General features: G+C 51.0%; 27 protein-coding genes. 15 read left to right on the forward strand and 12 right to left on the reverse strand.

Features of this window, described 5'->3' with window-relative positions:
- The first annotated feature begins 68 nt into the window (after positions 1-68).
- Positions 69-701 (forward strand): outer membrane protein OmpW, encoded by a 633-nt coding sequence (gene ompW, locus AB6731_RS03540; RefSeq protein ID WP_014170432.1) that lies wholly within the window; start codon positions 69-71, stop codon positions 699-701.
- Between the two features lie 215 nt (positions 702-916).
- On the opposite strand, the gene AB6731_RS03545 is transcribed toward ompW, so the two are convergent.
- Positions 917-1123, reverse strand: coding sequence for a hypothetical protein (locus AB6731_RS03545; protein ID WP_315971845.1), 207 nt, complete (start codon positions 1121-1123; stop codon positions 917-919).
- Between the two features lie 123 nt (positions 1124-1246).
- Here AB6731_RS03545 and AB6731_RS03550 point away from each other — a divergent pair, with 123 nt between their 5' ends.
- Positions 1247-1585 carry an energy transducer TonB gene (locus AB6731_RS03550; RefSeq protein ID WP_080765204.1) on the forward strand — a complete coding sequence of 113 codons (339 nt, stop codon included), beginning with the start codon at positions 1247-1249 and terminating at the stop codon, positions 1583-1585.
- Positions 1586-1614: 29 nt separating this feature from the next.
- On the opposite strand, the gene uspF is transcribed toward AB6731_RS03550, so the two are convergent.
- From uspF to AB6731_RS03570, 4 genes are all read right to left on the reverse strand, one after another.
- Complete coding sequence (gene uspF, locus AB6731_RS03555) at positions 1615-2049, reverse strand: universal stress protein UspF (protein ID WP_014170429.1); 435 nt, start codon at positions 2047-2049, stop codon at positions 1615-1617.
- A gap of 142 nt (positions 2050-2191) precedes the next feature.
- Positions 2192-2425 carry a sulfurtransferase-like selenium metabolism protein YedF gene (gene yedF / locus AB6731_RS03560; RefSeq protein WP_014170428.1) on the reverse strand — a complete coding sequence of 78 codons (234 nt, stop codon included), beginning with the start codon at positions 2423-2425 and terminating at the stop codon, positions 2192-2194.
- A complete protein-coding gene (gene yedE, locus AB6731_RS03565; RefSeq protein ID WP_134178731.1) occupies positions 2422-3633 on the reverse strand; it encodes a selenium metabolism membrane protein YedE/FdhT in 1212 nt (403 codons plus the stop codon). Before yedE ends, yedF begins: the two co-directional genes overlap by 4 nt.
- Before the next feature lie 177 nt (positions 3634-3810).
- On the reverse strand, positions 3811-4359 hold the full coding sequence (locus tag AB6731_RS03570; RefSeq protein ID WP_049023770.1) for a TetR/AcrR family transcriptional regulator: 549 nt from the start codon (positions 4357-4359) through the stop codon (positions 3811-3813).
- 240 nt (positions 4360-4599) lie between these two features.
- Between AB6731_RS03570 and AB6731_RS03575 the strand changes: the two genes are divergently transcribed.
- From AB6731_RS03575 to AB6731_RS03590, 4 genes are all read left to right on the forward strand, one after another.
- Entirely contained in the window at positions 4600-5379 is a 780-nt protein-coding gene (locus tag AB6731_RS03575) for an SDR family oxidoreductase (protein WP_311382639.1), read from the forward strand.
- Positions 5380-5477: 98 nt separating this feature from the next.
- Positions 5478-6296 (forward strand): oxidoreductase, encoded by an 819-nt coding sequence (locus tag AB6731_RS03580; RefSeq protein ID WP_025203940.1) that lies wholly within the window; start codon positions 5478-5480, stop codon positions 6294-6296.
- A gap of 4 nt (positions 6297-6300) precedes the next feature.
- Positions 6301-6699, forward strand: a complete 399-nt coding sequence (locus tag AB6731_RS03585; RefSeq protein ID WP_371005888.1) for a hypothetical protein — start codon at positions 6301-6303, stop codon at positions 6697-6699.
- Positions 6696-7715, forward strand: a complete 1020-nt coding sequence (locus AB6731_RS03590) for an NADP-dependent oxidoreductase (protein WP_193162248.1) — start codon at positions 6696-6698, stop codon at positions 7713-7715. Before AB6731_RS03585 ends, AB6731_RS03590 begins: the two co-directional genes overlap by 4 nt.
- 87 nt (positions 7716-7802) lie before the next feature.
- Here the strand turns inward: AB6731_RS03590 and attM are convergent, their stop codons facing one another.
- A complete protein-coding gene (gene attM / locus AB6731_RS03595) occupies positions 7803-8594 on the reverse strand; it encodes an N-acyl homoserine lactonase AttM (RefSeq protein ID WP_032680856.1) in 792 nt (263 codons plus the stop codon).
- A 161-nt stretch (positions 8595-8755) separates the two neighbouring features.
- Between attM and AB6731_RS03600 the strand changes: the two genes are divergently transcribed.
- Positions 8756-9655 (forward strand): LysR family transcriptional regulator, encoded by a 900-nt coding sequence (locus AB6731_RS03600; protein WP_223399124.1) that lies wholly within the window; start codon positions 8756-8758, stop codon positions 9653-9655.
- A gap of 161 nt (positions 9656-9816) precedes the next feature.
- Here AB6731_RS03600 and AB6731_RS03605 read toward each other — a convergent pair whose 3' ends face one another.
- Positions 9817-10719, reverse strand: coding sequence for a LysR family transcriptional regulator (locus AB6731_RS03605; RefSeq protein WP_079230901.1), 903 nt, complete (start codon positions 10717-10719; stop codon positions 9817-9819).
- Between the two features lie 98 nt (positions 10720-10817).
- Between AB6731_RS03605 and AB6731_RS03610 the strand changes: the two genes are divergently transcribed.
- A complete protein-coding gene (locus tag AB6731_RS03610; RefSeq protein ID WP_014170418.1) occupies positions 10818-11540 on the forward strand; it encodes an SDR family oxidoreductase in 723 nt (240 codons plus the stop codon).
- A 141-nt stretch (positions 11541-11681) separates the two neighbouring features.
- On the opposite strand, the gene AB6731_RS03615 is transcribed toward AB6731_RS03610, so the two are convergent.
- On the reverse strand, positions 11682-12428 hold the full coding sequence (locus tag AB6731_RS03615) for an SDR family oxidoreductase (RefSeq protein WP_371005889.1): 747 nt from the start codon (positions 12426-12428) through the stop codon (positions 11682-11684).
- Between the two features lie 102 nt (positions 12429-12530).
- Positions 12531-13136: a helix-turn-helix domain-containing protein gene (locus tag AB6731_RS03620; RefSeq protein WP_371006127.1), complete on the reverse strand. Its 606-nt coding sequence runs from the start codon at positions 13134-13136 to the stop codon at positions 12531-12533.
- Here AB6731_RS03620 and AB6731_RS03625 point away from each other — a divergent pair.
- Positions 13083-13340: a LysR substrate-binding domain-containing protein gene (locus AB6731_RS03625; RefSeq protein ID WP_371006129.1), complete on the forward strand. Its 258-nt coding sequence runs from the start codon at positions 13083-13085 to the stop codon at positions 13338-13340. The two genes, AB6731_RS03620 and AB6731_RS03625, sit on opposite strands and share 54 nt — an antisense overlap.
- A 46-nt stretch (positions 13341-13386) precedes the next feature.
- Here the strand turns inward: AB6731_RS03625 and AB6731_RS03630 are convergent, their stop codons facing one another.
- Positions 13387-14163, reverse strand: coding sequence for a MipA/OmpV family protein (locus tag AB6731_RS03630; protein ID WP_371005890.1), 777 nt, complete (start codon positions 14161-14163; stop codon positions 13387-13389).
- A gap of 105 nt (positions 14164-14268) precedes the next feature.
- Between AB6731_RS03630 and AB6731_RS03635 the strand changes: the two genes are divergently transcribed.
- Positions 14269-14955, forward strand: coding sequence for a response regulator (locus tag AB6731_RS03635; RefSeq protein ID WP_371005891.1), 687 nt, complete (start codon positions 14269-14271; stop codon positions 14953-14955).
- Entirely contained in the window at positions 14952-16154 is a 1203-nt protein-coding gene (locus AB6731_RS03640; RefSeq protein WP_371005892.1) for a sensor histidine kinase, read from the forward strand. The genes AB6731_RS03635 and AB6731_RS03640 overlap by 4 nt, the downstream gene beginning before the upstream one ends.
- A gap of 247 nt (positions 16155-16401) precedes the next feature.
- Here the strand turns inward: AB6731_RS03640 and AB6731_RS03645 are convergent, their stop codons facing one another.
- Positions 16402-17292 carry a GNAT family N-acetyltransferase gene (locus AB6731_RS03645; RefSeq protein ID WP_333191635.1) on the reverse strand — a complete coding sequence of 297 codons (891 nt, stop codon included), beginning with the start codon at positions 17290-17292 and terminating at the stop codon, positions 16402-16404.
- A gap of 247 nt (positions 17293-17539) precedes the next feature.
- Here AB6731_RS03645 and AB6731_RS03650 point away from each other — a divergent pair, with 247 nt between their 5' ends.
- The 3 genes from AB6731_RS03650 to AB6731_RS03660 all read left to right on the forward strand — a co-directional run bounded on the left by AB6731_RS03650 (position 17540) and on the right by AB6731_RS03660 (position 20019).
- Entirely contained in the window at positions 17540-17887 is a 348-nt protein-coding gene (locus tag AB6731_RS03650) for a MerR family transcriptional regulator (RefSeq protein ID WP_014170408.1), read from the forward strand.
- 37 nt (positions 17888-17924) lie between these two features.
- Positions 17925-18677: a glucose 1-dehydrogenase gene (locus tag AB6731_RS03655; RefSeq protein ID WP_371005893.1), complete on the forward strand. Its 753-nt coding sequence runs from the start codon at positions 17925-17927 to the stop codon at positions 18675-18677.
- A gap of 136 nt (positions 18678-18813) precedes the next feature.
- On the forward strand, positions 18814-20019 hold the full coding sequence (locus tag AB6731_RS03660; protein WP_371005894.1) for an NAD(P)/FAD-dependent oxidoreductase: 1206 nt from the start codon (positions 18814-18816) through the stop codon (positions 20017-20019).
- 39 nt (positions 20020-20058) lie between these two features.
- On the opposite strand, the gene AB6731_RS03665 is transcribed toward AB6731_RS03660, so the two are convergent.
- The gene (locus tag AB6731_RS03665; RefSeq protein ID WP_371005895.1) at positions 20059-20955 is read right to left on the reverse strand and encodes a helix-turn-helix transcriptional regulator; all 897 of its coding nucleotides are present in this window, start codon (positions 20953-20955) and stop codon (positions 20059-20061) included.
- 174 nt (positions 20956-21129) lie between these two features.
- Between AB6731_RS03665 and AB6731_RS03670 the strand changes: the two genes are divergently transcribed.
- A complete protein-coding gene (locus AB6731_RS03670) occupies positions 21130-22071 on the forward strand; it encodes an MBL fold metallo-hydrolase (RefSeq protein ID WP_371005896.1) in 942 nt (313 codons plus the stop codon).
- Positions 22072-22130: the final 59 nt, after the last annotated feature.

Consider the following 22130-nt stretch of genomic DNA (forward strand, 5'->3'; position numbering starts at 1 on the left):
CAGATCACTTATTACTCATTTGTGAGTATATTCTCCTCCGCGACTAAAACCACAACGATGGAGCGGATATGAAAAAATTAGCGGTGGCAGCCCTTGTATTAAGCAGTCTCTCTGGCGGCGCGTATGCGCATGAAGCAGGTGAATTCTTTATTCGTGCCGGTTCGGCAACGGTGCGTCCAACAGAAGGCTCTGATAGCGTACTGGGTATGGGCGGTTTTAACGTCAGCAACAATACCCAGCTCGGTTTGACCTTTACGTATATGGCGACGGAGAACATTGGTGTTGAGCTTCTGGCAGCAACGCCATTCCGTCATCGCGTCGGTTTAGGGCCAACCGGGGATATCGCGACGGTGCACCATTTACCGCCAACACTGATGGCGCAGTGGTACTTTGGTGATGCTAACAGTAAGGTGCGTCCGTATATTGGCGCAGGGGTGAACTACACCACCTTCTTCGACGAGAAATTTAACGATACCGGTAAAGAAGCCGGGCTTACCGATCTCAGTCTGAAAGACTCGTGGGGTGTTGCGGGGCAGGTGGGGCTGGACTATCTGATTAACCGTGACTGGTTAATTAACGCCTCGGTCTGGTACATGGACATTGATACCGACGTTCGCTTTAAAGCGGGCGGTGAACAGCAAAGTATCAGCACTCGCCTCGATCCGTGGGTGTTTATGTTCTCCGCGGGTTATCGTTTCTGATTTATCCCCTGAGACTGGCCTGGTTATGGCCAGTCTTGCTTCGGGGGGATTAAGGTTGCCCCTCCATATTCCAGCGTGCTGAACTCATCTCATCAAATACATGCTGAACCGTAAACGGCCGAAATACTGCCCGTTTAGCCGCGTCAGCCAACGCCTGACAATAACCTATTCACACCATTCCTAAAGTCGAGGTGCAGGTTGCACCGCTTACCGCTTTATGCGTGAGGATCGGTCAGTGCGGCGTCCAGTGATTGCTCAATGGCGCAGGCCTGTAGCCCGTGGATATTGTTATCCGAGGCTTTACCGGAATGCTTATAAGTACAGGCATCGGGGGCACGTTGTTTGTGACAGCGTTTAGGGGGAAGGGGAACACATCCGGCAAGCACAGCAGTAATACACACTGACGAAAGAATTTGATTCATGAGAAAGTCCATTTATGAAAGTTATTCCGCAAGCAGGCTATCGGAGTTGGGAGGAGATTAATGCCAGATGCCGCAATATACTGTTCTCGAAAAGCGAGACGTTAAATTTTACAGGACATAATATTGAAAAGAATAATTATTGCGGCTGCGGTTACGCTCATTTCTGGCTGCCATCAACAGCCCATGCAACCTGAACCGGCGCAGAAACCGTGCAATGGAATAACGAATAAGCCTTTCCCTGCCATGCCCGTAAAGGCACAGGCGCTGGGCATTGAGGGTAACGTTGTTTTCTCTTTTTCTGTGGGCGACGATGGTCATCCATACGATATACGTATTGTCTCTGCACAGCCTGAAGGGGTGTTTGAACGCGAAACGCTGCGTGCCGTGCAAATATGGTGTTTATCACCGAATAAAAGCCGTCAAACAGAAACGGTCACTTTCACAGTAGATAAGCCCCGATAGCCCGGGGCTTATCTTTCCTCGCAGGCACGCTAACGCACCACCAGCACCGGGCATTTTGCGTGGCGCACGACGACCGCAGCGTTAGAGCCTAACAGATAGGTCGAAATATCAGGTCGATGAGACGCAATAATTATCAGGTCTGCATTGATACTCTCAGCCAGTTTCAGGATCTGATCTTTAGGCGTGCCAGAAATGGCGTGGGTCTGAATGCGGTCGGCCGGTAAATTGAACTGCGTAACGATCTCATTCAATTTCGCCAGCGCCTCCTGCTGCATTTCTTCCAGTTTTGGCATCTCAACGGAATAGGCCAGACCAAGAGAGGAATAGTAGGGGAAAGAAGGAACGACAGTCAGAAAATGCACTTTGCCGTTACTGATTGCTGCGTTCGCCTGAACATAGGGAATCACCTGTTCGGTCAGGCGACGCTCTGAAATATCGACAGGAACGAGAATTGACGCAAACATGCCACACCTCCTGTTTGTTTTTTATCCACTTTAAGTGTAGTTCCGGGGGTGAACAGAGGGCTGCTTTTACCGCCAAAGTGGGACGTAAGGCGGATTTTTGGGGCAGGAAAGACGCCCCGGTTAAGGAGCGTCTGTGGCGGGATTATTTCTGTATCAAATAACGAATGGTTGGCCCATCCTGTTGAATGTCCAGCACGGTGTAACCGTGGTTTTTAGCATCCAGAGGAATGTTGTTGATGGACTGCGGGCAGTCGCTTACCACCTCCAGAATTTCCCCTTTCCTGAGCTGAGGCAGGGCTTCCAGCGTAGCGACAGCGGGATAAGGGCAGGGTTCGCCCACCATATCCAGACGATAGTCAGGTACGATCTCTTTCATGCGGCATTCTCCTGCGTTTCATTTTTGACAGCGGCACGGCGGAAGAACCGTTTCTCCTGCGCAATCACCAGTAAAAAAGCGACCAGCAGCAGGGCGTACGTGACCAACAGGCCACCGAGTGGGCCGAACGTGCTGAGCAGGTTGACCTTATCCCAGTTTGTCGCGAGGACAGGAGAAAGGGAATCCCAGTAGTACGCGAGGAGAGTTGACCCGAGCACGTTCCCCAGGCCAACCCACCAGTAATGCACCTGACCTTCAACGGCGCGGTACATCCAGCCGGTTTCACAACCGCCAGCCAGCACAATCCCGAAGCCAAACAGCAGGCCGCCAATCACCGCATTCGGGCCAGCCCACATGATTTTCGGTTCAACACCTAACTGAACATAGCTGAAGATGCCGATAGCACTCACCGCCATCCCGGCAATAATCGCTTTTGCCATCATTGTCCGCCCGGTGATCCACATATCGCGAAACGCTGAAGTAAAGCAGATCTGCGCGCGTTCAATAAGCAAACCAAAGCCCACGCCAAACAGCATTGCCAGACCCAGTTTAGGTTGATTGAGCGCTGTACACAGTGCCCATGCCACCATGGCGAAAAAGACCAGCATCCCCAGGCGGAAACGACGGCGTGCCTGGGCCGGTTTTTGCGTCAGCGGCGATGCGGCGCTGACCTTAACCATCCTGACGGGAATACGGAACAGCGGCAAAAGGGTAAATTTTGCGCCAAAGTAAGAACCGATGGCGGTAGCGACGGCAAAGAACCAGGCATGTAGCGAAAACTGTGGGATACCGGTAAAGAAGGCGGCAAGGTTACAGCCCATCGCCAGGCGCGCACCGAAACCGGCAATCATGCCGCCGATGACCGCCTGTACGATGCGGATCCGACTTTTTGGCATTCTCAGCTTAACGTTGTTTGCCCACAGCGCGGCGGCAAAACAGCCGCCGAACATGCCGATGATCATCATCCCGTCGATGCGGGTCAGCGGAGTGCCTTCCAGATGAATGAGCTTAAAGTAACCCCACTCTTCAGCATGCACACCGGCAAGCTGCAGCAGCTGTCCACCCCAGCGGGTAAACTCGCCGGTTACAGCCCAGAACGTACCGGTAATGCCGAAATAGTAAGTAGACAGGATCCCCGCTGCGATAACGGCGGGTACAGGTGACCAGAACTTAACCAGGTAAGTCTGTTTGAAGTATTGCCATGACATGAGTAAGCCTCTGAACTCAGAAGGTATATTTGGATTTAACGGGCTGGAATATATAACTTTTTTTCTTTCTCCAAAACCTCTCCAAAACTTTTCTCAAAAATACCTACCTTTTTTATGACCTCCGTCATCAAATCTTCCTGATATCTCCTGGCAATCACTCACCCGGCTGCAAAATATTCACTCTTTTCGCGGCTCCTCACGCAGAATACGCGAGCGGCAGACATCCAGAATTTCGTCAGCGAGCGCAGAATTATCCGGGCAGGCACGGGACAACACCAGAGCCCCGACAAGATGTGCAAAGGTGTCTATCAGGTCAGCACGTGAGACATTTTCGTCGCTTAACATTGCCAGCTGGCGTTCAACCCCGGCTGCAAATGTCTCTTTGATGGACCCGGACTGACGGGCGGTGTCGGTGCCCAGGGCAGACATCACACAACCCCTGGCCATATCATCGCGATGCTGTCGGGAGAGGTAATATTCAATGAATTTTTCTCTGTCCACACCCGCCAGGTTTTCCGCGGCGTGTACAAAACCACAGTTCATGGCTTCTGACATCAGGTCAGCCTTTGAACCAAAGTGCTTATAAAACCCGCCGTGGGTTAAACCCGCCGCAGACATCAGCTCCGCCACGCCCACGCCGTCATAGCCGCGCTCACGAAAAAGTTCTGATGCTGTTTCAACAATGCGCATCCGGTTTTCCCGAACCTGCTCTTTTGACACTTTCATGCTTTCCCGCCCCCTTACAAAACAAGGCTCAATTATACATTGATGATGATCATAATCAAACCAGTTGACTTTATAGATTATGATCATCATCATTAAATCCATGTCCCCGACGGCGCTTCGCAGAGGTATGCGCGCTCTGTCAGTCTGACTGAGATCAGCAAAGAGAGCCGGACATATCCCCGGATTTACCTGCATCGAACAGTGCAGATTCTGTTCAACATTGAATAAAGAAGATCACATATGACGAAAACTTCAGTTCTCATTACAGGCGCATCGACGGGTATTGGTGCTGTTTATGCGCAAAGATTTGCGAACCGTGGACATGACTTGGTACTGGTTGCCCGCGATAAAACAAAATTAGACGCACTCGCCGAGCGTCTGCGACAGGAGAAGGGCGTTTCTGTAGATGTTCTGCCAGCCGATCTCACTCAGGCAGCGGATTTAGCGACGGTGGAAGCTCGTCTTCGTGAAGACGAAAAAATAGGGGTGCTGATTAACAACGCAGGCATGGCACAGTCGGGCAATTTTACCGGCCAGACGCCTGAGGCAATTGAGCGTCTTATCGCCCTGAACGTCACTGCGCTGACGAGGCTTGCCAGTGCCGCGGCGCCTCGGTTTGTCAAAACCGGAGAAGGCGCAATCGTCAATATCAGTTCCGTCGTTGGGCTCGCCCCGGAATTTGCCATGACGGTTTACGGTGCAACCAAAGCCTTTGTGCTTTTCCTGTCGCAGGGATTGCATCTTGAGCTGTCCTCCGCGGGCGTTTACGTCCAGGCGGTACTTCCGGCCGGCACTTACACCGAAATCTGGGAACGTGCAGGTATTGATATCAGTAAGGCGCCCGAGATGATGGAAGTGGGTCAGTTAGTTGACGCAGCCCTGGCCGGCTTTGATCGTCGCGAACTCGTCACCATCCCTCCTTTACAAAATGCTGCCCACTGGGATGACCTGGAGAAGGCGCGTCAGGCTCTTCTGGCGGATATCAATCAGGCTAAAGCGGCAGAACGGTACACAGTGTAGCCACGGGGATTCGGCATAACCCTATGCCGCGTTGTTTCCCTGCAGCGTGTTGTTGCGCTGCAGGGTGAGCAGGACTCTATCAAGAGAGCGTAGTGAGAATGACAAAAAAACGTGTAGCACTGGTGACCGGAGCTTCTTCGGGGATCGGTGAGGCGTCGGCTAAAAAACTGCTGGCCGCGGGGTATACGGTCTATGGCACCAGCCGGCGCGGTGCGCAGGCAGGTACACATCCCTTTGCGTTATTAACGCTTGATGTGACGGACGATGCGTCCGTGAGCGCCGCCATTGAGGCGTTACTGCACCTGGAAGGGCGGATAGATTTGCTGGTGAATAATGCGGGCTTTGGGGTTGCTCCTGCGGCCGCGGAAGAAAGTTCGATTGATCAGGCCAGGCGTATTTTCGACACCAACTTTCTTGGCCTGGTCAGAATGACGCGGGCAGTGATCCCGCACATGCGCCGTCAGGGCAGTGGGCGCATCATCAACATTGGTTCGATATTAGGGATTGTCCCGCTACCTTACGTGGCACTGTATGCAGCCAGTAAGCATGCGGTTGAAGGGTATACGGGCGCGCTGGACCATGAACTGCGCACACAGGGTATCAGGGTTTCCGTGATCGAGCCGGCCTATATAAAGACACAGTTCGACGCAAACAATTTAGAACCTGACGCGAAGCTAGAAGAATATGAACCGCTCCGGGCTAAGCTGAACAACGTCGTCAGCAAGGCAATGGACGAGGCGGAACGTCCGGAAGTGGTGGCTGATGTGGTGGTAAAGGCTGCCCAGTCTTTACGGCCTAAGGTGCGTTATACGGCGGGCACGCTGGCGGGGAAACTGAATTTCATTCGCCGCTTTGCGCCTGCTTCACTTCTGGACAAGGTAGTACGCAACAGTCTTCAGCTCGACGCGAAAGAATAAGAATATGAAATTTTCTCAACTGGCTATTCTGACTGCCGGGTTGTTTTTCATCCTGGCGGCGATATGGATGTTCTGCCCGCAACTGCTGTTAACGCAGTGGGGAATCACGCCAACACCGGGAACTGATGTGCTCGGCCATCGCTCTGCCGCCCTGTATGCAGGCCTGGGGGTGATGTGTTTATTCGCCAGGCATGCAGAGCCCACGCTGGCACGCTATGCCCTGGCAGCAGGGATCGGTACGTTAGCCGTGTCCGGCGTTGTTGAGTGGTATGCAGGACACGTTAATGGGCAGATCGTTATTGCAGTATTTATCGAGCTATTCCTGGGTATCGCTTTTTTACTCAGCAACAGCGTTGGTAAGAAACACGCCACCGGCAAACCCGGCAGAGTAAAAGACAAATGAATAAGAAGACGATGAAAGCATTTACGTTCAAACGCTATGGTAAATCCCCTGAACTGGGATTCGACGACGTCGATTTTCCCTCCCCTGGTGATGATGAAATTCTGGTCAAAGTGTATGCAGTAGGTCTGAACCCGATCGATAACATGATCCCGACCGGCATGTTCAAACGTGTTCTGCATTTCAGTCTCCCCGCGACGTTGGGCAGTGACGTGTCCGGCGTTGTCGTTGCCACAGGACGTCGCGTGACGCGTTTCAAAGCAGGCGATGAGGTGTTTGCCAGTATTTTTGACAGGGGAACGGGTTCGCTTGCTGAATTTGTGCGGGTGCCAGAAAACCTTGCAGCGTTAAAACCCGCCACTCTGGATTTCGTACAGGCAGCGTCGCTTCCGATGGTCGGTCTCACCTCCTGGCAAGCGCTGACGGAACGCGCGAAGCTGCGAGCGGGGCAGAAAGTATTTATCCCGGCCGGCTCCGGTGGAATTGGCAGTTTTGCTATCCAACTGGCAAAACACCTTGGCGCAACGGTAGGGACGACAACCAGCACCGCCAACATTGACTGGGTGAGCCGCCTTGGTGCAGATGAGGTGGTTGACTATAAAAAGCAGGAATTCGAAAAAGTGCTGAGCGGCTACGATATTGTCCTCGGGACTATCAGAGGTGACGCGATTGAGAAATCCACCCAAATCCTTAAACCGGGAGGGAAGATAGTTTCCCTGATCGGGCCGTTAGATACGGCTTTCGCACGGGAAAGGCACCTTAATGTGTTCCTGCGTTTCGTATTAGGACTGATGAGCCGCAAAATCATGCGACTGTCAAAAAAACGAGGGTTAACCTATTCGTTTCTTTTTGTCCGCCCTGATGGCAGCCAGCTTAGCCAAATCGCTGAACTCATGGACGCTCAACGCATCAAACCCGTTATCGACAACGTTTTCCCCTTTGCCGAAACTGGCGACGCCTTCGCCTATCTGGCTCGCGGGCATGCAAAGGGGAAAGTGGTGGTTAAAATTCATGAGTGATAGCAATGAAGGCTTGCCTCTGTGCTAAGCATAAATGACCAGGGTTATCGCCTCAGGGAAGAGGTATTGTCACTATCACCGTTCGTATCAGTTATAGCCCTCCGTCTTCATCGCATAATGCGGCCAGATATCAGGATCGTGCCCGGGAATAATTTCCGCATTATGCATCTGGGTAACCACTCTTAGTTTTGCCACCGATCGTGCCACCTCACTGGCCGATGTCATCAAGCCAGGCAGGGCTTTATCCTGAAAATGGTCAAGCGTATAGGCAGCATCTATCGCCAGGGTGAACGATTTTCCACTCGGCAGGGAGACGACAAAAGATTGATGACCCGGGGAGTGGCCTGGTGTGTAAATAATTTTCAGAACGCCGTCGCGATACAGATCAAAACCGTCATCGGCATCTCCTGCCAGAAACTGCCATTTGAGACCTTCGCGATGAAAATCTTTCCGACAGTAGGCCCCGGCGGTAAACCAGTCCGGTGAAAAGGCATAGTCGTACTCAGCACGCTGCACAAGATGAGTGGCTTCAGGAAAGCGGCCAATCGCACCGGTATGGTCAGAATGGAGGTGGGAGAGTAAAACATAACGCACCGATTCTGGCCTTATTCCGAGCTTCGCCAGTTGTCTTCTACAGCCCTGGTTTGTATCCATGATGGGGTGATACTGGTCAACAGTCGGTCCCCAGTAGGCGCGGGGATCCTTCAGCCCTTCCACCGCAAGACCACCGTCAATAACAACATTCCCCTGCGGATGCGTCAGTAAAAACCAGGGGACAGGTATAATGTAGTCGGAGCCTTCACCCTGATTCATCCTGATATCGTGATATTTACAACGCTGATAGCCCGACTGGAACATATAAAGCCTGATATCTGACATGCTTCTTTTCCCGTAAAAAATGAAATGTTCTGTACGCCATAGCTACACCAGCCGTGGACGCACAGATTTTCATTAACAGAAGGGCCTGCCAGTAGAGGGGCGGGACCACTTTCATTTATCGGTTTTACCAATATAATCGGTGAATGGATTTACTTACGGCAATGCGTATTTTCATTCGGGTGGTTGAGCGCGGAAGCATGTCTGCCGCCGCGCGCGATCTCGGCATCGGACAGCCGGCGGTCAGTGAAAGGATAGAGCGTCTGGAAGCTCATCTTAATACCCGCCTGCTGCGACGTCACACGCGCCGAATGTCTCTCACCAATAGCGGGACGCTGTTCTATGAACGGAGCAAAAGCGCCGTTGCAGCGGCTGACCATGCGCTGGCAATCGTGGATAATGGTGAAGCAATTAGTGGAACCCTGCGCATTGCCGCACCCTATGGTGCCGGGGAAGAGGTACTTATGCCCGCCCTGCTTAAACTGCAATTGGCCTATCCGGGCATAAACATAGATCTGGTGCTCAGTGACAGAGTGACGGACCCGGTCACCGAAGGTGTGGATATCTCGCTACGTCTTGGTGAGGCGGGGGAAGGATATTATGTTGCCCGCCCGTTGGGGAAAATTGAGCGGTTGCTGGTGGCCTCTCCCGAATATTTGCAGCGTTATGATATGCCCCGTACACCGGGTGAGCTCGCCCGACATGCGTTTGCTCGTGTTTCGGGCCTGTTTATGAATAACCATGTGACGCTGATCGCGCCTGACAACGCGTTACTCACCGTCCCTGTGAGAATAACATTCACTTCCAGCCACTGGCGGCCGTTACGTACTGTACTTCTGGCAGGAAAGGCAATCGGGGTATTGCAGTCTCCGGTTTGCCGACAGGAGATTGCCGACGGGCATCTCGTACCTGTGTTACCCGACTACCTTGTTCCTTCATTCCCTGCATATCTACTTTATCCCCCGGCTAATATCATCTCCGCTGAAACACGAGCATGTGTCGCTTTCCTTGAAAACGAACTTCGCACAAGCCTTACGCGCTCGGTAACAAAAGGGCAGCCATAGTTCTCAAACTCGAATATGAGGCTGTTAAATAAACGGTTGAACAAAATTTCTTGCCTGCCTGAGGTACACCCCGGTTAATGGCTTGCCCAGTCGAGCATGCGTCATTCGCTGCTACGGCGCGGCAACTCTCCGGCAGCTAAATATTCTGCGCGGGTTTGAAACTACTGCAGTGACGTCTTCCCCCACTGCCTGACGTGTTCAATCAGAGCCCGCAGCTTGGGGGCCATATTTCGACGTTGCGGGAAGTACAGATAAAACCCAGGAAAAGGCGGAAGAAAATCATCCAGTAATGAAACAAGCTGTCCTTTTTCAATAAATGGCCTGAATGTTTCATAGGTTGCAAAGGTAATTCCTCCCCCCGCAAGCGCGAGCCTGAGCATGAGACGGAGATCGTTGGTGGTGATATGCGGTTCAACCGCCACGTCGAAAGGTCTTCCCGCTTCCTCAAATTCCCAGCGATAGGGCGCGACGTCTGGCGATGGGCGCCAGCCGATACAGCGATGGCGGATAAGCTCTCGCGGATGGCGCGGTGCGCTGTGGGCGGCCAGATAAGTTGGTGATGCCACCACCACTTCCCGTTGCTGTCCCGTCAGAGGGACAGCAATCATGTCTTTTTCGATCACGTCACCGAGCCTTACGCCGGCATCATAGCCCGCTGCCACGATATCAAATTCGTCATCCGACACGACGATATCGATGGTGACGGCAGGGTTAGCGGCTGCAAAGGACGCGAGCAGAGGGCCTGAAAGAAATTCTTCTGCAATTGAGGTGACAGCAATTTTCAGATGCCCTCGCGGCCCGTTGTCAGAGAGAACGTCTTCGCACGCCGCGTCAATCGTTGATAGCGGTACGGACAACGATTTTCGCAGCCGTTCTCCCGCTTCAGTCAGGTTTACCGAACGTGTGGTGCGCATGACAAGCAGGGTCCCGAACGTATCCTCCAGGCGTCTGATCCCCTGGCTGACCGCCGATCGCGTCACGCCAAGACGTTCGGCGGCAGCGCTGAAGCTACGTTCCTCCGCGACAGCCAGAAACAGAGGTAAAAGATTAAGGTCAATTTTCATTGTTTAGGTTTGCTAACCAGTGTGTACACCAGTGGCAGGATACACGAAACAATACCCTCGTTCTATTATCCCTCTGAACTCAACTGAAGGAGTAAATCATGGATAAAGTCATCTTGATCACCGGTGCATCCAGCGGTATCGGAGAGGGTATTGCACGAGAGCTTGGCAATGCAGGCGCGAAGTTGTTACTTGGGGCACGCAGGAAAGATCGTATAGAAGCCATCGCTGCAGAAATCCGCAGTACAGGCGGGCATGCTGAAGCCTGCGAGCTGGATGTCACAAATCGCCAGTCGATGTCTGATTTCGTGCAGGCGGCACTGACTACGTGGGGGCGTATTGACGTTCTGATCAACAACGCGGGAATAATGCCCCTTTCTCCGCTGGCAGCGGGTAAATATGATGAATGGGAACGTACCATCGATGTGAATATCAAGGGCGTACTATGGGGGATTGGCGCCGTGCTTCCCACCATGGAAGCGCAGGGCTCCGGTCAGATAATCAATATTGGCTCTATCGGTGCTCTCTCTGTGGTGCCGACAGCTGCCGTCTATTGCGCCACAAAGTTCGCCGTTCGGGCGATTTCAGATGGCTTGCGACAGGAAAGTGCCAGCATCCGTGTCACCTGCGTCAACCCCGGTGTGGTGGAAAGCGAACTTGCCTCGACCATTACTCATCCGGAAACGCAGGCGGCAATGGAGGTATACCGTTCCATTGCACTCCAGCCGGCTGATATTGCCCGCGCTGTTCGGCAAGTGATTGAAGCGCCTGAAAATGTTGATACAACAGAAATCACGATTCGACCTACCGCGTCTGCGAACTGAACTGGCTAACGCATATGCACCACGAAAGCTGCCTGTAAGGCAGCTTTTTTTGTCGCGTCACAGAGTGCAGGGTGAAAATTGTATGTGTATTGAAAAGGTCATAACGCGGGCCAGACAACCGGTGTGGCCCGCATGACAAACTTACCACTGCTGCTCTGTGGGCATGATGAACAATTCTGCCACGTCGACATGGTCCGGCGCGCGCAGCACATAAAGGATGGAATCAGCAATATCCTCTGACTTCAGGAACGTCATGTGTTCCTTCAGGTTTTCCATCTGTGCACGGTAGTTTTCGTCAGTAATGTGCTCGAATAATTCACTTTCAACCGCGCCTGGCTGAAGTGAGGTTACGCGAATATTGTATTGAGACGAAAGCTCCATGCGTAATACATCTGAAAATGCGGCTACCGCATGTTTCGTCGCGCAATATACCCCGAGTCCAGCGAACGTTTTTCTGCCCGCAATCGAGGACGTATTGATGATATGCCCTGACTTTTGCGCTTGCATCACAGGGAGTACCGCGGCAACCGTGTTCATTAAGCCCTTAATATTGACATCAACCATACGATGCCACTCCTCCAGTTTGAGACTGGCGATGTCTGAAATGGGCATGAGTCCGGCATCGTTGAAGGCGATATCAATGTGGCCATAGGCGTCGTGCAGTTTCTTCACGCCGTCGAAGACTGACGCCTGGTCAGTCACATCCATTTCCAGCGCAATGGATTCTCCGCCGAAGGCCTTGATTTCTGACACCAGCGCCTGGAGACGATCCCGGCGGCGGGCCGCGAGTCCCACTTTGACCCCCTCTCTGGCCAATTTAATGGCGGTGGCTGCGCCGATTCCGCTTGATGCACCGGTCACGATGGCTGATTTACCGTTGAGTTCCATGATTGATCCTCTTATGCGTTTGTTTCAGCGCTTCAGCAAAGAACATCTGAAGTTCGGGTCAATCATGTCTGCAAAAGGCACTCTCTTCGCGCGGTGGTTTGCTCACACTGTCGGTGTTTTGCTACGCATATTTTCGTGGCGATATTGGGAGGGCGAAATACCGGTGTGCTTGCGGAATATGGCAGCAAAATGGCTGGGGCTGTTGTAGCCCACGGTCAGGGCAATGCTGATCATCGAATCCTCTGTCTCGGACAACAGGCGGCGCGCCTCTTCCATTCGCAAGCGGATAAAATAATGGGAAGGCGAAAGCCCGGTAGACTGTTTAAAGACCCGGCTGAAATGGAATTCGCTAAGCTCGGCAAGGCCAGCCAGACGTGCTAAGTCAAAGGGGTGAGCCAGCTCTTCATGCATCGCCTTAAATACCCGGTGTAATTTATATGCCTGCAACCCGCCGTGGTGTCGCCTTGCCGATGTCCGGTAAGCACGGGAGAGATGTATGGCAAGGGCTTGAGCGATACCCTGGATGTAAGGTCCACTGGGTGGGTGCTGAAAATAAAGCTCTGCGCGCATAAGTTCCAGCAGGGCTGACAGTGTTTCATCGCGTTCGCCCGACACTTCCCGCAGCTCAATATCCTGCATCATGGACACACCAATATTGGTGTGATGTCGGCTAAGACGTGGCGTTTGGGTGACATGGGGGCAAAACATGCATTCTTGCGTGCGGGCCTCGGTTGGGGTTATATGCCTTTGCCTATGGTTGAGGACGATCTTGCTAATGGCAGACTGGTTATCCTGAACCTGGAGATGCAGCCCGATGTTGGCCCTGGTTTTTCCATGCATGCGGTACATATGACGCAATATCCTCCAGGGCCAGCCGGACGCTGGTTTATTAATAAGCTTAAAACGCACTAAACCAGGTTATCTGGCGGTCAGAGCACCAGATAACCGATATCCTGCATCAGAATGTATAAAATGCCCCGACGGTAAAGAGAAGATATTCATCCTTTTGCACAATGGGGCTGCTGCTTACACGGTCTGCAAGTGTGATATACCCTAAATCCGCATAGCCGGACCAGTTATCATTAAATGTGTGTTGCCAGTTAATATCGTAATTCACACTGTTTAATCCGCTACCCGCGTTGAAAGGTCTATATCCGGAATGGGTACTTTGATTTTCATTCACCCCAAGCCAGGTATTATTATACCGTGCGTCGCCGTATTTTCTTTCGGTACTGATTAGCAGGGTATCTGTGTCGTTAGCAAAAAGAACGACATTAAGTTTAATTTTATATTGTATTCCCTGGCTTTCAGTCAGCGGTGCCGTAATATTTCCCTCAAAGCCTATCCAGGGTGCCATCCACCATCCTGCCGTGGTGGTGGTATTCATTACGGTATTAATCTTACCCATACCTTTAAGTTTATCAGAGCCTTCCTGAAGCCAGGCGTTTCCGCTATCCGTGCGGCCAAGGGAATACCCCAGAGCTTGCCCCAGGTAAACGCCATTACTGAACTGATGGGAATAGACGATACCTTTGTCGGTATTGACGGACCAGTCATCGTAAGTCCATCCGAAATACGGCAGCGTATTGACATCATATTTATTCGAGCCGGTATATTCAGGCGCATATTGTGAACCCACGCCAATCGTGACATAAGATGCTTTTTTATCTGATGATGCCTGTGAAGCGAACGATGCTGCGATGAGTGTTACTAAGGCGATTTTTATTTCCTTCATAAAACTTCCTGAATGAATTATGCTTATATCTATGAATTGCGGAGTATGCGGGCGGTCAATCAATATTCCTGCAAGATTTAATCAAGATTCCATCAAGGTGCGAATGTGAAACGTGTTTTAATTATTGAAGACGATTTGGATGCCGCGAATGTGCTTGAGGCTTACCTTAAGCGCGATCAGTTTCAGACCTCTTCGGCCAGCAGCGGTAACCGGGGGCTCGAACTGGCATTCAGCTGGAAGCCCGACATTATTTTGCTGGATGTGATGTTGCCCGGCATGAGCGGGAACGATGTTCTGCTGGCCCTGCGCCGGCGCAGTGATATTCCCGTGATTATGATCACCGCCATCCGCGACGGCAGCGACAAAATCAGCGCCCTGCGATTTGGCGCGGATGACTATGTGGTGAAGCCCTATAACCCGGGTGAGGTGGTCGCCAGAGTCCATGCTGTACTCCGTCGTTATTCCGGCGAGCGCAGCAGCACGCTTATTGAGTACCGGGGACTGCAGGCAGATACAGAGTCCATGACGGTAAGCGTTGAGAGCGAGCACGGGCAACGGACAGCGCTGGATTTAACGCCGACGGAACTGCTGCTGCTGATGACATTTCTTAAGTCACCGAATAAGGCTTTCACCCGTCAGGCGCTTCTTGAAGCGTGTCTCCCAGAAAGTGAAGCCCTGGAGCGCGTTGTGGACACGCATATCTATAACTTGCGAAAAAAACTCGAGTCAGCGGGGCAGACTGATTTGCTGATAAACGTAAGAGGGATCGGTTACCGATTTGCAAATGCATGAAAAATTTTACGTTATCTCCACGAGGCGAACCGAGTACGCTGTGGAACTGGATATGCAAGCGGCTGATATCTCTGGCAGTCGGAAGTATTATTCTTATCGCCTTTTTTATGTGGGTGCGATTTTTTGTTGAAAACAAATGGCACGCCTACCGGATGCCAGAGGCCGTCAGGGCTGAACTCTCAGTTCTGAGCAAGCACCCTGAACAGAACATCAACCGCTATCATGAAATTATCGACACCTGGTATGGGCTGTCCTACTCAGATCCGACGATGGGGATTAAGGACTGGGTCATTCTTGGCATCCTGGTTCTGATATTCATACCGATTATTTTTATGCTTACGCTGAAAACAGCGCGCCCCATATCCCATCATATTAGCCGGCTTGCCGGTGCGGCACGGTCTGTTGCTGAAGGCGGATTTGGGACCCGTGTGCCCGTCCCGGACAATCTGCCGCTTGAATTGCGTAGCCTCAGCGAGAACTTTAACGGGATGTCGATGCAGCTGGAACGCTACGAGAAAGATTTGAAAAAATCGCATGTGATCATGGCACATGAATTGCGCTCGCCGCTGACGGCTGCCATCGGTCGTCTGCAGGGCATTATGGACGGCGTATTTGAACCCAGTCAGGCCCAGTTGAACATGATTATGCAGCAGATGAATGATTTAAACAGACTGGTTGACGATCTGCATCTGTTAAAACTGGCTGATGCCAACCAGCTGAATTTGAGCCTGGTATCAACCAGCCTGGACCAGATAATCCGTGAGAAAGTGGCATGGACGATGCCTTCAGCCCAAAGGGTGGGAGTGAACATTATCTACCATGAGGGGGAATCTGTGACCTGTCGGGTTGATCCGTACCGGATAGGCCAGGTCTTTTTGATCCTGATGGACAATGCTCTGCGTTACGCTGCGGAAGGGGGTATCCTGGATATTCGTTATCATGTCAGCGATAAAAAGGTATCCGTTATTTTCCGCGACAACGGTCCGGCAGTCCCGGACGCACTGCTTGAAACCATATTTTCACCGTTTGTGCGTGAGGAGCAGTCCCGTTCACGACATACCGGTGGATCCGGGCTTGGGCTCTCTATTGCCCGAGCGATATGCGAGGCGCATCGCGGTACTATCTTTGCAGAACGGAATGCCAGCGGAGGGCTATCGTTCACGATGACGATACCGCTAAGCGAAAAGGGACAGCATTGACGGTTCCTTAACAAAGGGTGAACTGAATCTTGTAAAAATTGAGTTTAAATACATGGTAAACGGGGGTTTACCATGTCACCTGAATTACTTCTCTCTCTGCTTTCTGCCTTTCGTAAAATGGTACGATGTGGATGTTTTTTACTGTACATCGCACCGGTGATTGTCATATTTCAGGTTATCATTATTGTTTTATTGGATGCGCCGAAAGGAGATAAATAATTGTTGAGGGCAGGGCGGCGAATACAGTTCAAAGAACCAGTGATTTACCTGTGGGCTGGGTTTCGGCCCAAAGCAGTTTATAGTCCCATTTTTTATCATACAATCCGATTGAAAATTGCATTGCCTTATTTTCATTGCGACACACTTCTCGTGCATCAACAATATTTTTCCACATGAGCAGACTTCCTGGACTGAATGCGGTGATCGACGGGTCAATCCCTCCGTTAGGAACATCAAAATACAGGCTTTTTTCACTACGGGCACACAGTACGAGATCTATCGCAACGGGGGCACCTTCAAAGAAAAGTACATTGCCGGTGACCATATGTGGCAGGGCGGTTAACAGTTCAGTGATGTTTTTCCTGTTATAGCATCTGACGCTGTCAGCAAAACGCAGCCTGAAAAGATGCACGTAAATATCAGCAATATCCGCCGGTGACATCTCTCTGAGCGGGATGCATTTTCCGCCCGCAGCCAGCATTTTTCTTAGCTCGCCGTTTCTTTTTTTCACCGTTTTACCTGAGAAAGACGTTTTAATCAGGCAAACCTTACGTTTTTCACGAAAAGCATAGGTGGCATTTATTATATTCCCACGCAGCGATGAAGACAGCCGGTTTGTTTTTACTGGCAGAACGATTTTTTGATCGGCAGCCATGGGGATAATGATTTCATCATAAGATACCGGGTAATCGCGCCAGACATTCAGGCCGAAGGTATTTTTATCACTGGTAAAGTACGCTGCGGTGACCTCGCCATCGCGTCGATAATGCCAGAATGCGAAATCTTTTTCCTTCTTCTGCATAAAGAAATTGATAATGTCGGGGTGAGTATTAACACTGCCGCCGTACTTATAATAAGCCGCCTGGTAATGCGTGAAGTTTGAACGTTCCCATCCAAAAAGCGAATGTCTAAAGCCCATTATTGTTTCTCCTTGCAATCTCATCAGAGGGCGCTGTCAGCGCCGGGCAGTTCTGTCTGAACAGGCTGATTATCCCGACCGTTAATCAATAAACGGTCAAGGCAAAATCAAGATTGCTGCAATCTTCGTTGGCGGAGTTAATTTTGCCTGTCTCAGGAATATCTGCTTACATTCCAGCTAGCGCTAGGCTCTTTACATTGACACTAGTGTCAATGTTGTAGAGTGCATCTATGACGAGGAGAAAGGTATGCGACCATCTGAACTGGCGGCGCTCACTGGCGTCAGCACCCGAGTGCTAAGACATTATGAAGCTAAAGGACTGATTGTTTCTCAGCGGTTGGACAACGGTTATCGGAATTACAACGCAAAAGACGTCGAGAAAGTGAGATGGATAACCTCGCTTTTAAAATGTGGGTTCAGTACCCGACAGATTGCAGAGCTGGAAAAGTTTTCTCAGGTAAGCGACATGGATGATGCGCGTTTTATCCAGTGTCTGGCGCAGCACAGAGAAAAACTTCGGGCACTGGACACGCTTATCGAATTACTTAATGAACGCAGAAATACACTTGCCACGCGTATTCACGCTTACGAGTGATCGCTCTGTCTGAGCAGTAATAACAGGAAATATCATCATGAAACAGTTAGACAATAAAGTCGCGTTAATTACCGGAGGCAGTAGCGGTATCGGACTGGCCACGGCCAAACGGTTTATTGAAGAAGGTGCAAAGGTGATTATCACTGGCAGGAATGCAGAAACCCTGCAGCAGGCGATGAATGAGCTCGGTGACGATAATGCACTGTCAATACAACATGATATCGGTGACATACGAAGCCATGAAAACCTCTTTCGCATTATTAACGAAAAGTACGGCAAGCTGGATGTGATGTTTGCAAATGCCGGCGTTATTGTGCTTTCCGATTTCCCGGCCTCCACCGAAGATGATTTTAATACGCAGTTTGATATCAACGTAAAAGGGACGTTTTTCGCCGTGCAACAGGCCCTCCCGTTAATGTCCGACGGTGGCTCGATAATATTAACGTCCTCCATTGCGCATTATAAAGGGTTCGATGGCCACACTATCTATGCCGCCTCAAAAGCCGCGCTGCGATCTTTTGCCCGCAGCTGGACGACCGACCTTAAAGGTCGTGGGATCCGCGTGAATTGCCTGAGCCCAGGACCCATCGCCACACCGATTATCAGTAAAATGGGCGTTTCCCTGAGCGAACGCGAGATTTTTGACGCCAGCATCGCAAGTCGTATTCCGTTAGGTCGATTAGGCAAACCCGACGAGGTTGCCGCGGCAGCGCTGTTTCTTGCATCGGATGAAAGCAGTTTTATTTCGGGTATCGACCTGTCTGTCGATGGCGGGATGGGACAAATTTAGCGACGCGTGCAGCGCTGATAAAAAAACATCAAATTTGATTAAAGCACATCAATTTTGCTAGAGCAGGCAGGTTTGACTTTCACTACTCTTGGTGCGGTAACGACATTTTCATCATCCGCTGTTAACAGGTATCGCTATGAAAAAACGTATTATTATTGCCGGTTCGGGTTTTGCAGGTATGTGGGCCGCCATTTCAGCAGCAAGGCTGGTACATATGGAAAAGGCAAATGATCGGATTGAGATTTTTTTGGTTTCTCCGGAACCTGCATTAACCATTCGCCCAAGATTGTATGAAGCCGTACTTGAAAATATGGCACCCTCTATTCTGCATGTTCTTGAGGCTGCGGGTGTGCACTATATTGCCGGTTATGTCACCGGTATTGATGCAGAAAATAAAACTATCTCGGTAAAAAAAGAGAGTGGCGAAACCTCGGTTAATTTTGACAGTTTTGTGCTGGCCACCGGAAGCCAGGCATTTCACCCTGAACTGCCGGGGATCACGGAATACAGTTTTGACGTGAACTCATTGAATGCTGCTCATGAACTGGAGCAACACCTCATGTCGTTAGCTTCAGAGCCTGATTCTGTCGCACGAAATACTGTTGTTGTCGCCGGTGGGGGCCTGACCGGGCTTGAGACCGCCACTGAAATGCCGGAACGCCTCAGAGACCTCTTGGGTTCGGAGCGCCATTTGCAGGTTATTATTGTGGACAGTTCGAACAAAATTGGTCAGGCGATGGGCGAGGATGCCTGTGAGATCATCAATCAGGCGCTGGCCAGTAATGGCGTGACTGTTCGAACGGGCGTCAGAGTGCGCGCAATCAACGCTGAGGGGGTGATGCTTTCGGACGATGAATTTATCCCCAGCAAAACGGTGATATGGACGGCGGGAATGCGGGCCAGCGCGTTAGCCGGGCTCATCCCGGGCGACCACGATAATCTGGGCCGTGTTATTGGGGATGCGTATCTGCGGGCACCTGCCGCCAGGGGTATCTTCGTTACCGGCGATACCGTAAAAGTCCCTACGGATGATGAAGGTAATTATAACGTCATGTCCTGCCAGCATGCGATGAGCCTGGGGCGCGTCGCCGGTCATAACGCGGCAGCAGAAATACTGGGATTACCGCTGCATTCTTACAGCCAGCCAAAATATGTTACCTGTCTTGATCTGGGCAAATGGGGGGCGGTCTACACGGAAGGCTGGGATCATCAGGTTATGTACCAGGGCATGGAAGCGAAAAAAATAAAGCAGGAAATTAATACTCAGTGGATTTATCCGCCAGAACCCGACAGAGAGAAAATGTTTTCTGTTGCTAACCCTGATTATATTATTGTTCCGTAACAGGGCATCTCTATTGATGCTGCCTGGCGGCTGGCAGCATCAACGTGTGTTCTTTTTTTCACGCCATTGACCGGGAGTCAAGCCTGTTATTTTTCTGAAGGCCTGGGTGAATGCATTTTGCGAGCCATAGCCGCTTTCAATGGCAATTTCTGTAATCAGTTTATCGGTGTGTTGTAACTCGTGGAAAGCGCGTTCCATTACGCGCTGCTTAAGCCACCCGTACGGGGTTAAGCCGGTACTGTTTTTAAAGGCACGGCAGAAATGAGCTGAGGAAACTCCCAACTCAAGAGCCAGTGATTTAATCGTGACATCCCCTATGGGGCTGTTATCCAGTTTTTCCAGCGCCATTTTTAATGCGCGCGAAGACAATACTCCTTGCGACTGACCTGCGGCTGTCAGCGTGTTGGGATGGTTTTTTATTAACTGTAATATTAATGACAGCGTTAAGTGCTCGCAGAGCAGTTGGTTAATTTTGTTATTGTCCGAAATGATTTCCGCAACGGCCAGCGTGATTTTTGATGCCGTCTCATCAAAATGCGCTGTGCGTAAGAGTAACTCTGCAGTGGGTATCTCCATTTGATTCAGAAGATCGGCGAAAATATTATCAGGAATATATAAATGCATAACATCTACAAGACCAGCAATATCCCAGCGAGACGTACTTCCCTGAGGAATTGTCGTGATGGCGCCTTTCCGGATCGTGTTTTGAACGATTTTATTTTCTGTTTTTCGCTCAACACGCTGCATATGTCCAACGTGAGCAATAATCACATGTTGATCGAGTGGCGGGATAGTTTCATGCAATGGCCCATGCGGCCAGTGATAACAGCGAATTTGCAGCGCATCTCCACTGTCTATGCCTAATTCAGGTCGGTTCTTTAATACCTGAGCCATTTTATGAACGGCATCGTCAAGAGGAATATCATGATTTTTCATGAGTATACCTGTTAATAACAGTGGGCATCATAAGAGTATAGCGATGTTTTAACCCTGTTTCATTGTGTTCTGTCTGCATGTTTATTTTTGATGATGGGAAATAACAGAGGGGAAAAAGTCATTTCGACGGTGTGTATACCCTTAAATCGATTAATTATGTTGTCTGGAGGAAATATGGCGATATCTAAGAATGATGCAGCGTCGTTAGCACCGGTTAATGGCACCTCGCATGGGGAAGCCGTTTATGAAAAGGTGCCATCACGTTATGCACTACAGGTCGGTAAGATTGATGTTCTGGTGATCAGTGACGGCGTGTTGTCATTACCTGGACCCATGTTGGGTCATAACGCGGAGGCCTCCGAACGTACCCACTGGTTTGAAGATAAGTTTCTGCCTGCCGATTTTCTCGACTGGGCCTTAAATGTGGTTCTCGTGCATAGCGGTGACCGGACGATCCTGGTTGATGCAGGGATGGGGGAGGCTTTCCCTGATTTACCCCGCGCCGGTCGAACGGTTAACCGCCTGGCGTCAGCGGGGATAGATCTTGCCAGCGTCACGGATGTGATTATCACGCATCTGCATATGGATCACGTTGGTGGGCTGCTTATTGAGGGTGTGAAAGCGCGCATGCGGTCAGACCTTCGCATTCATGTCGCTGCTGCTGAGGTGGAATTTTGGCGTGACCCCGATTTTTCACAGGTCTCCATGCCGCCTGGTTTCCCGGAAGCACTGCGCCAAACCGCTACCCAATTTTTGGAAGCGTACCAGACTCAACTGCATACATTCGAAGAGGAATACGAGGTTGCACCCGGCGTGCGTGTCGTTCGTACAGGCGGGCATACTCCCGGACACAGCGTGGTAAGGCTGGCCTCTGAGGGGGAACGACTCACCTTTGCCGGCGATGCCATTTTCCAGGTTGGGTTTGAACATCCTGACTGGTTCAATGGTTTCGACCATTATCCCGAAGAAGCGGCACAGATTCGCATTCGTCTGCTGCAGGAACTGGCAGATAACAGGGAGTCATTGATCGCTACTCATCTCTCATTCCCGTCTGTCTGCCATGTTGCTGTCGACGGCGATACGTTCCGTTGCATTCCAGGTCCCTGGGATTATTAAGAATACCGCTGATGTCATTTTCACGGATACCGGCAGGAACATAAGAGGCATTACTAATA

It is taken from the genome of Enterobacter sp. RCC_40 (assembly GCF_041360735.1).
In the GTDB taxonomy this organism is placed as follows: Bacteria; Pseudomonadota; Gammaproteobacteria; order Enterobacterales; family Enterobacteriaceae; genus Enterobacter; species Enterobacter ludwigii.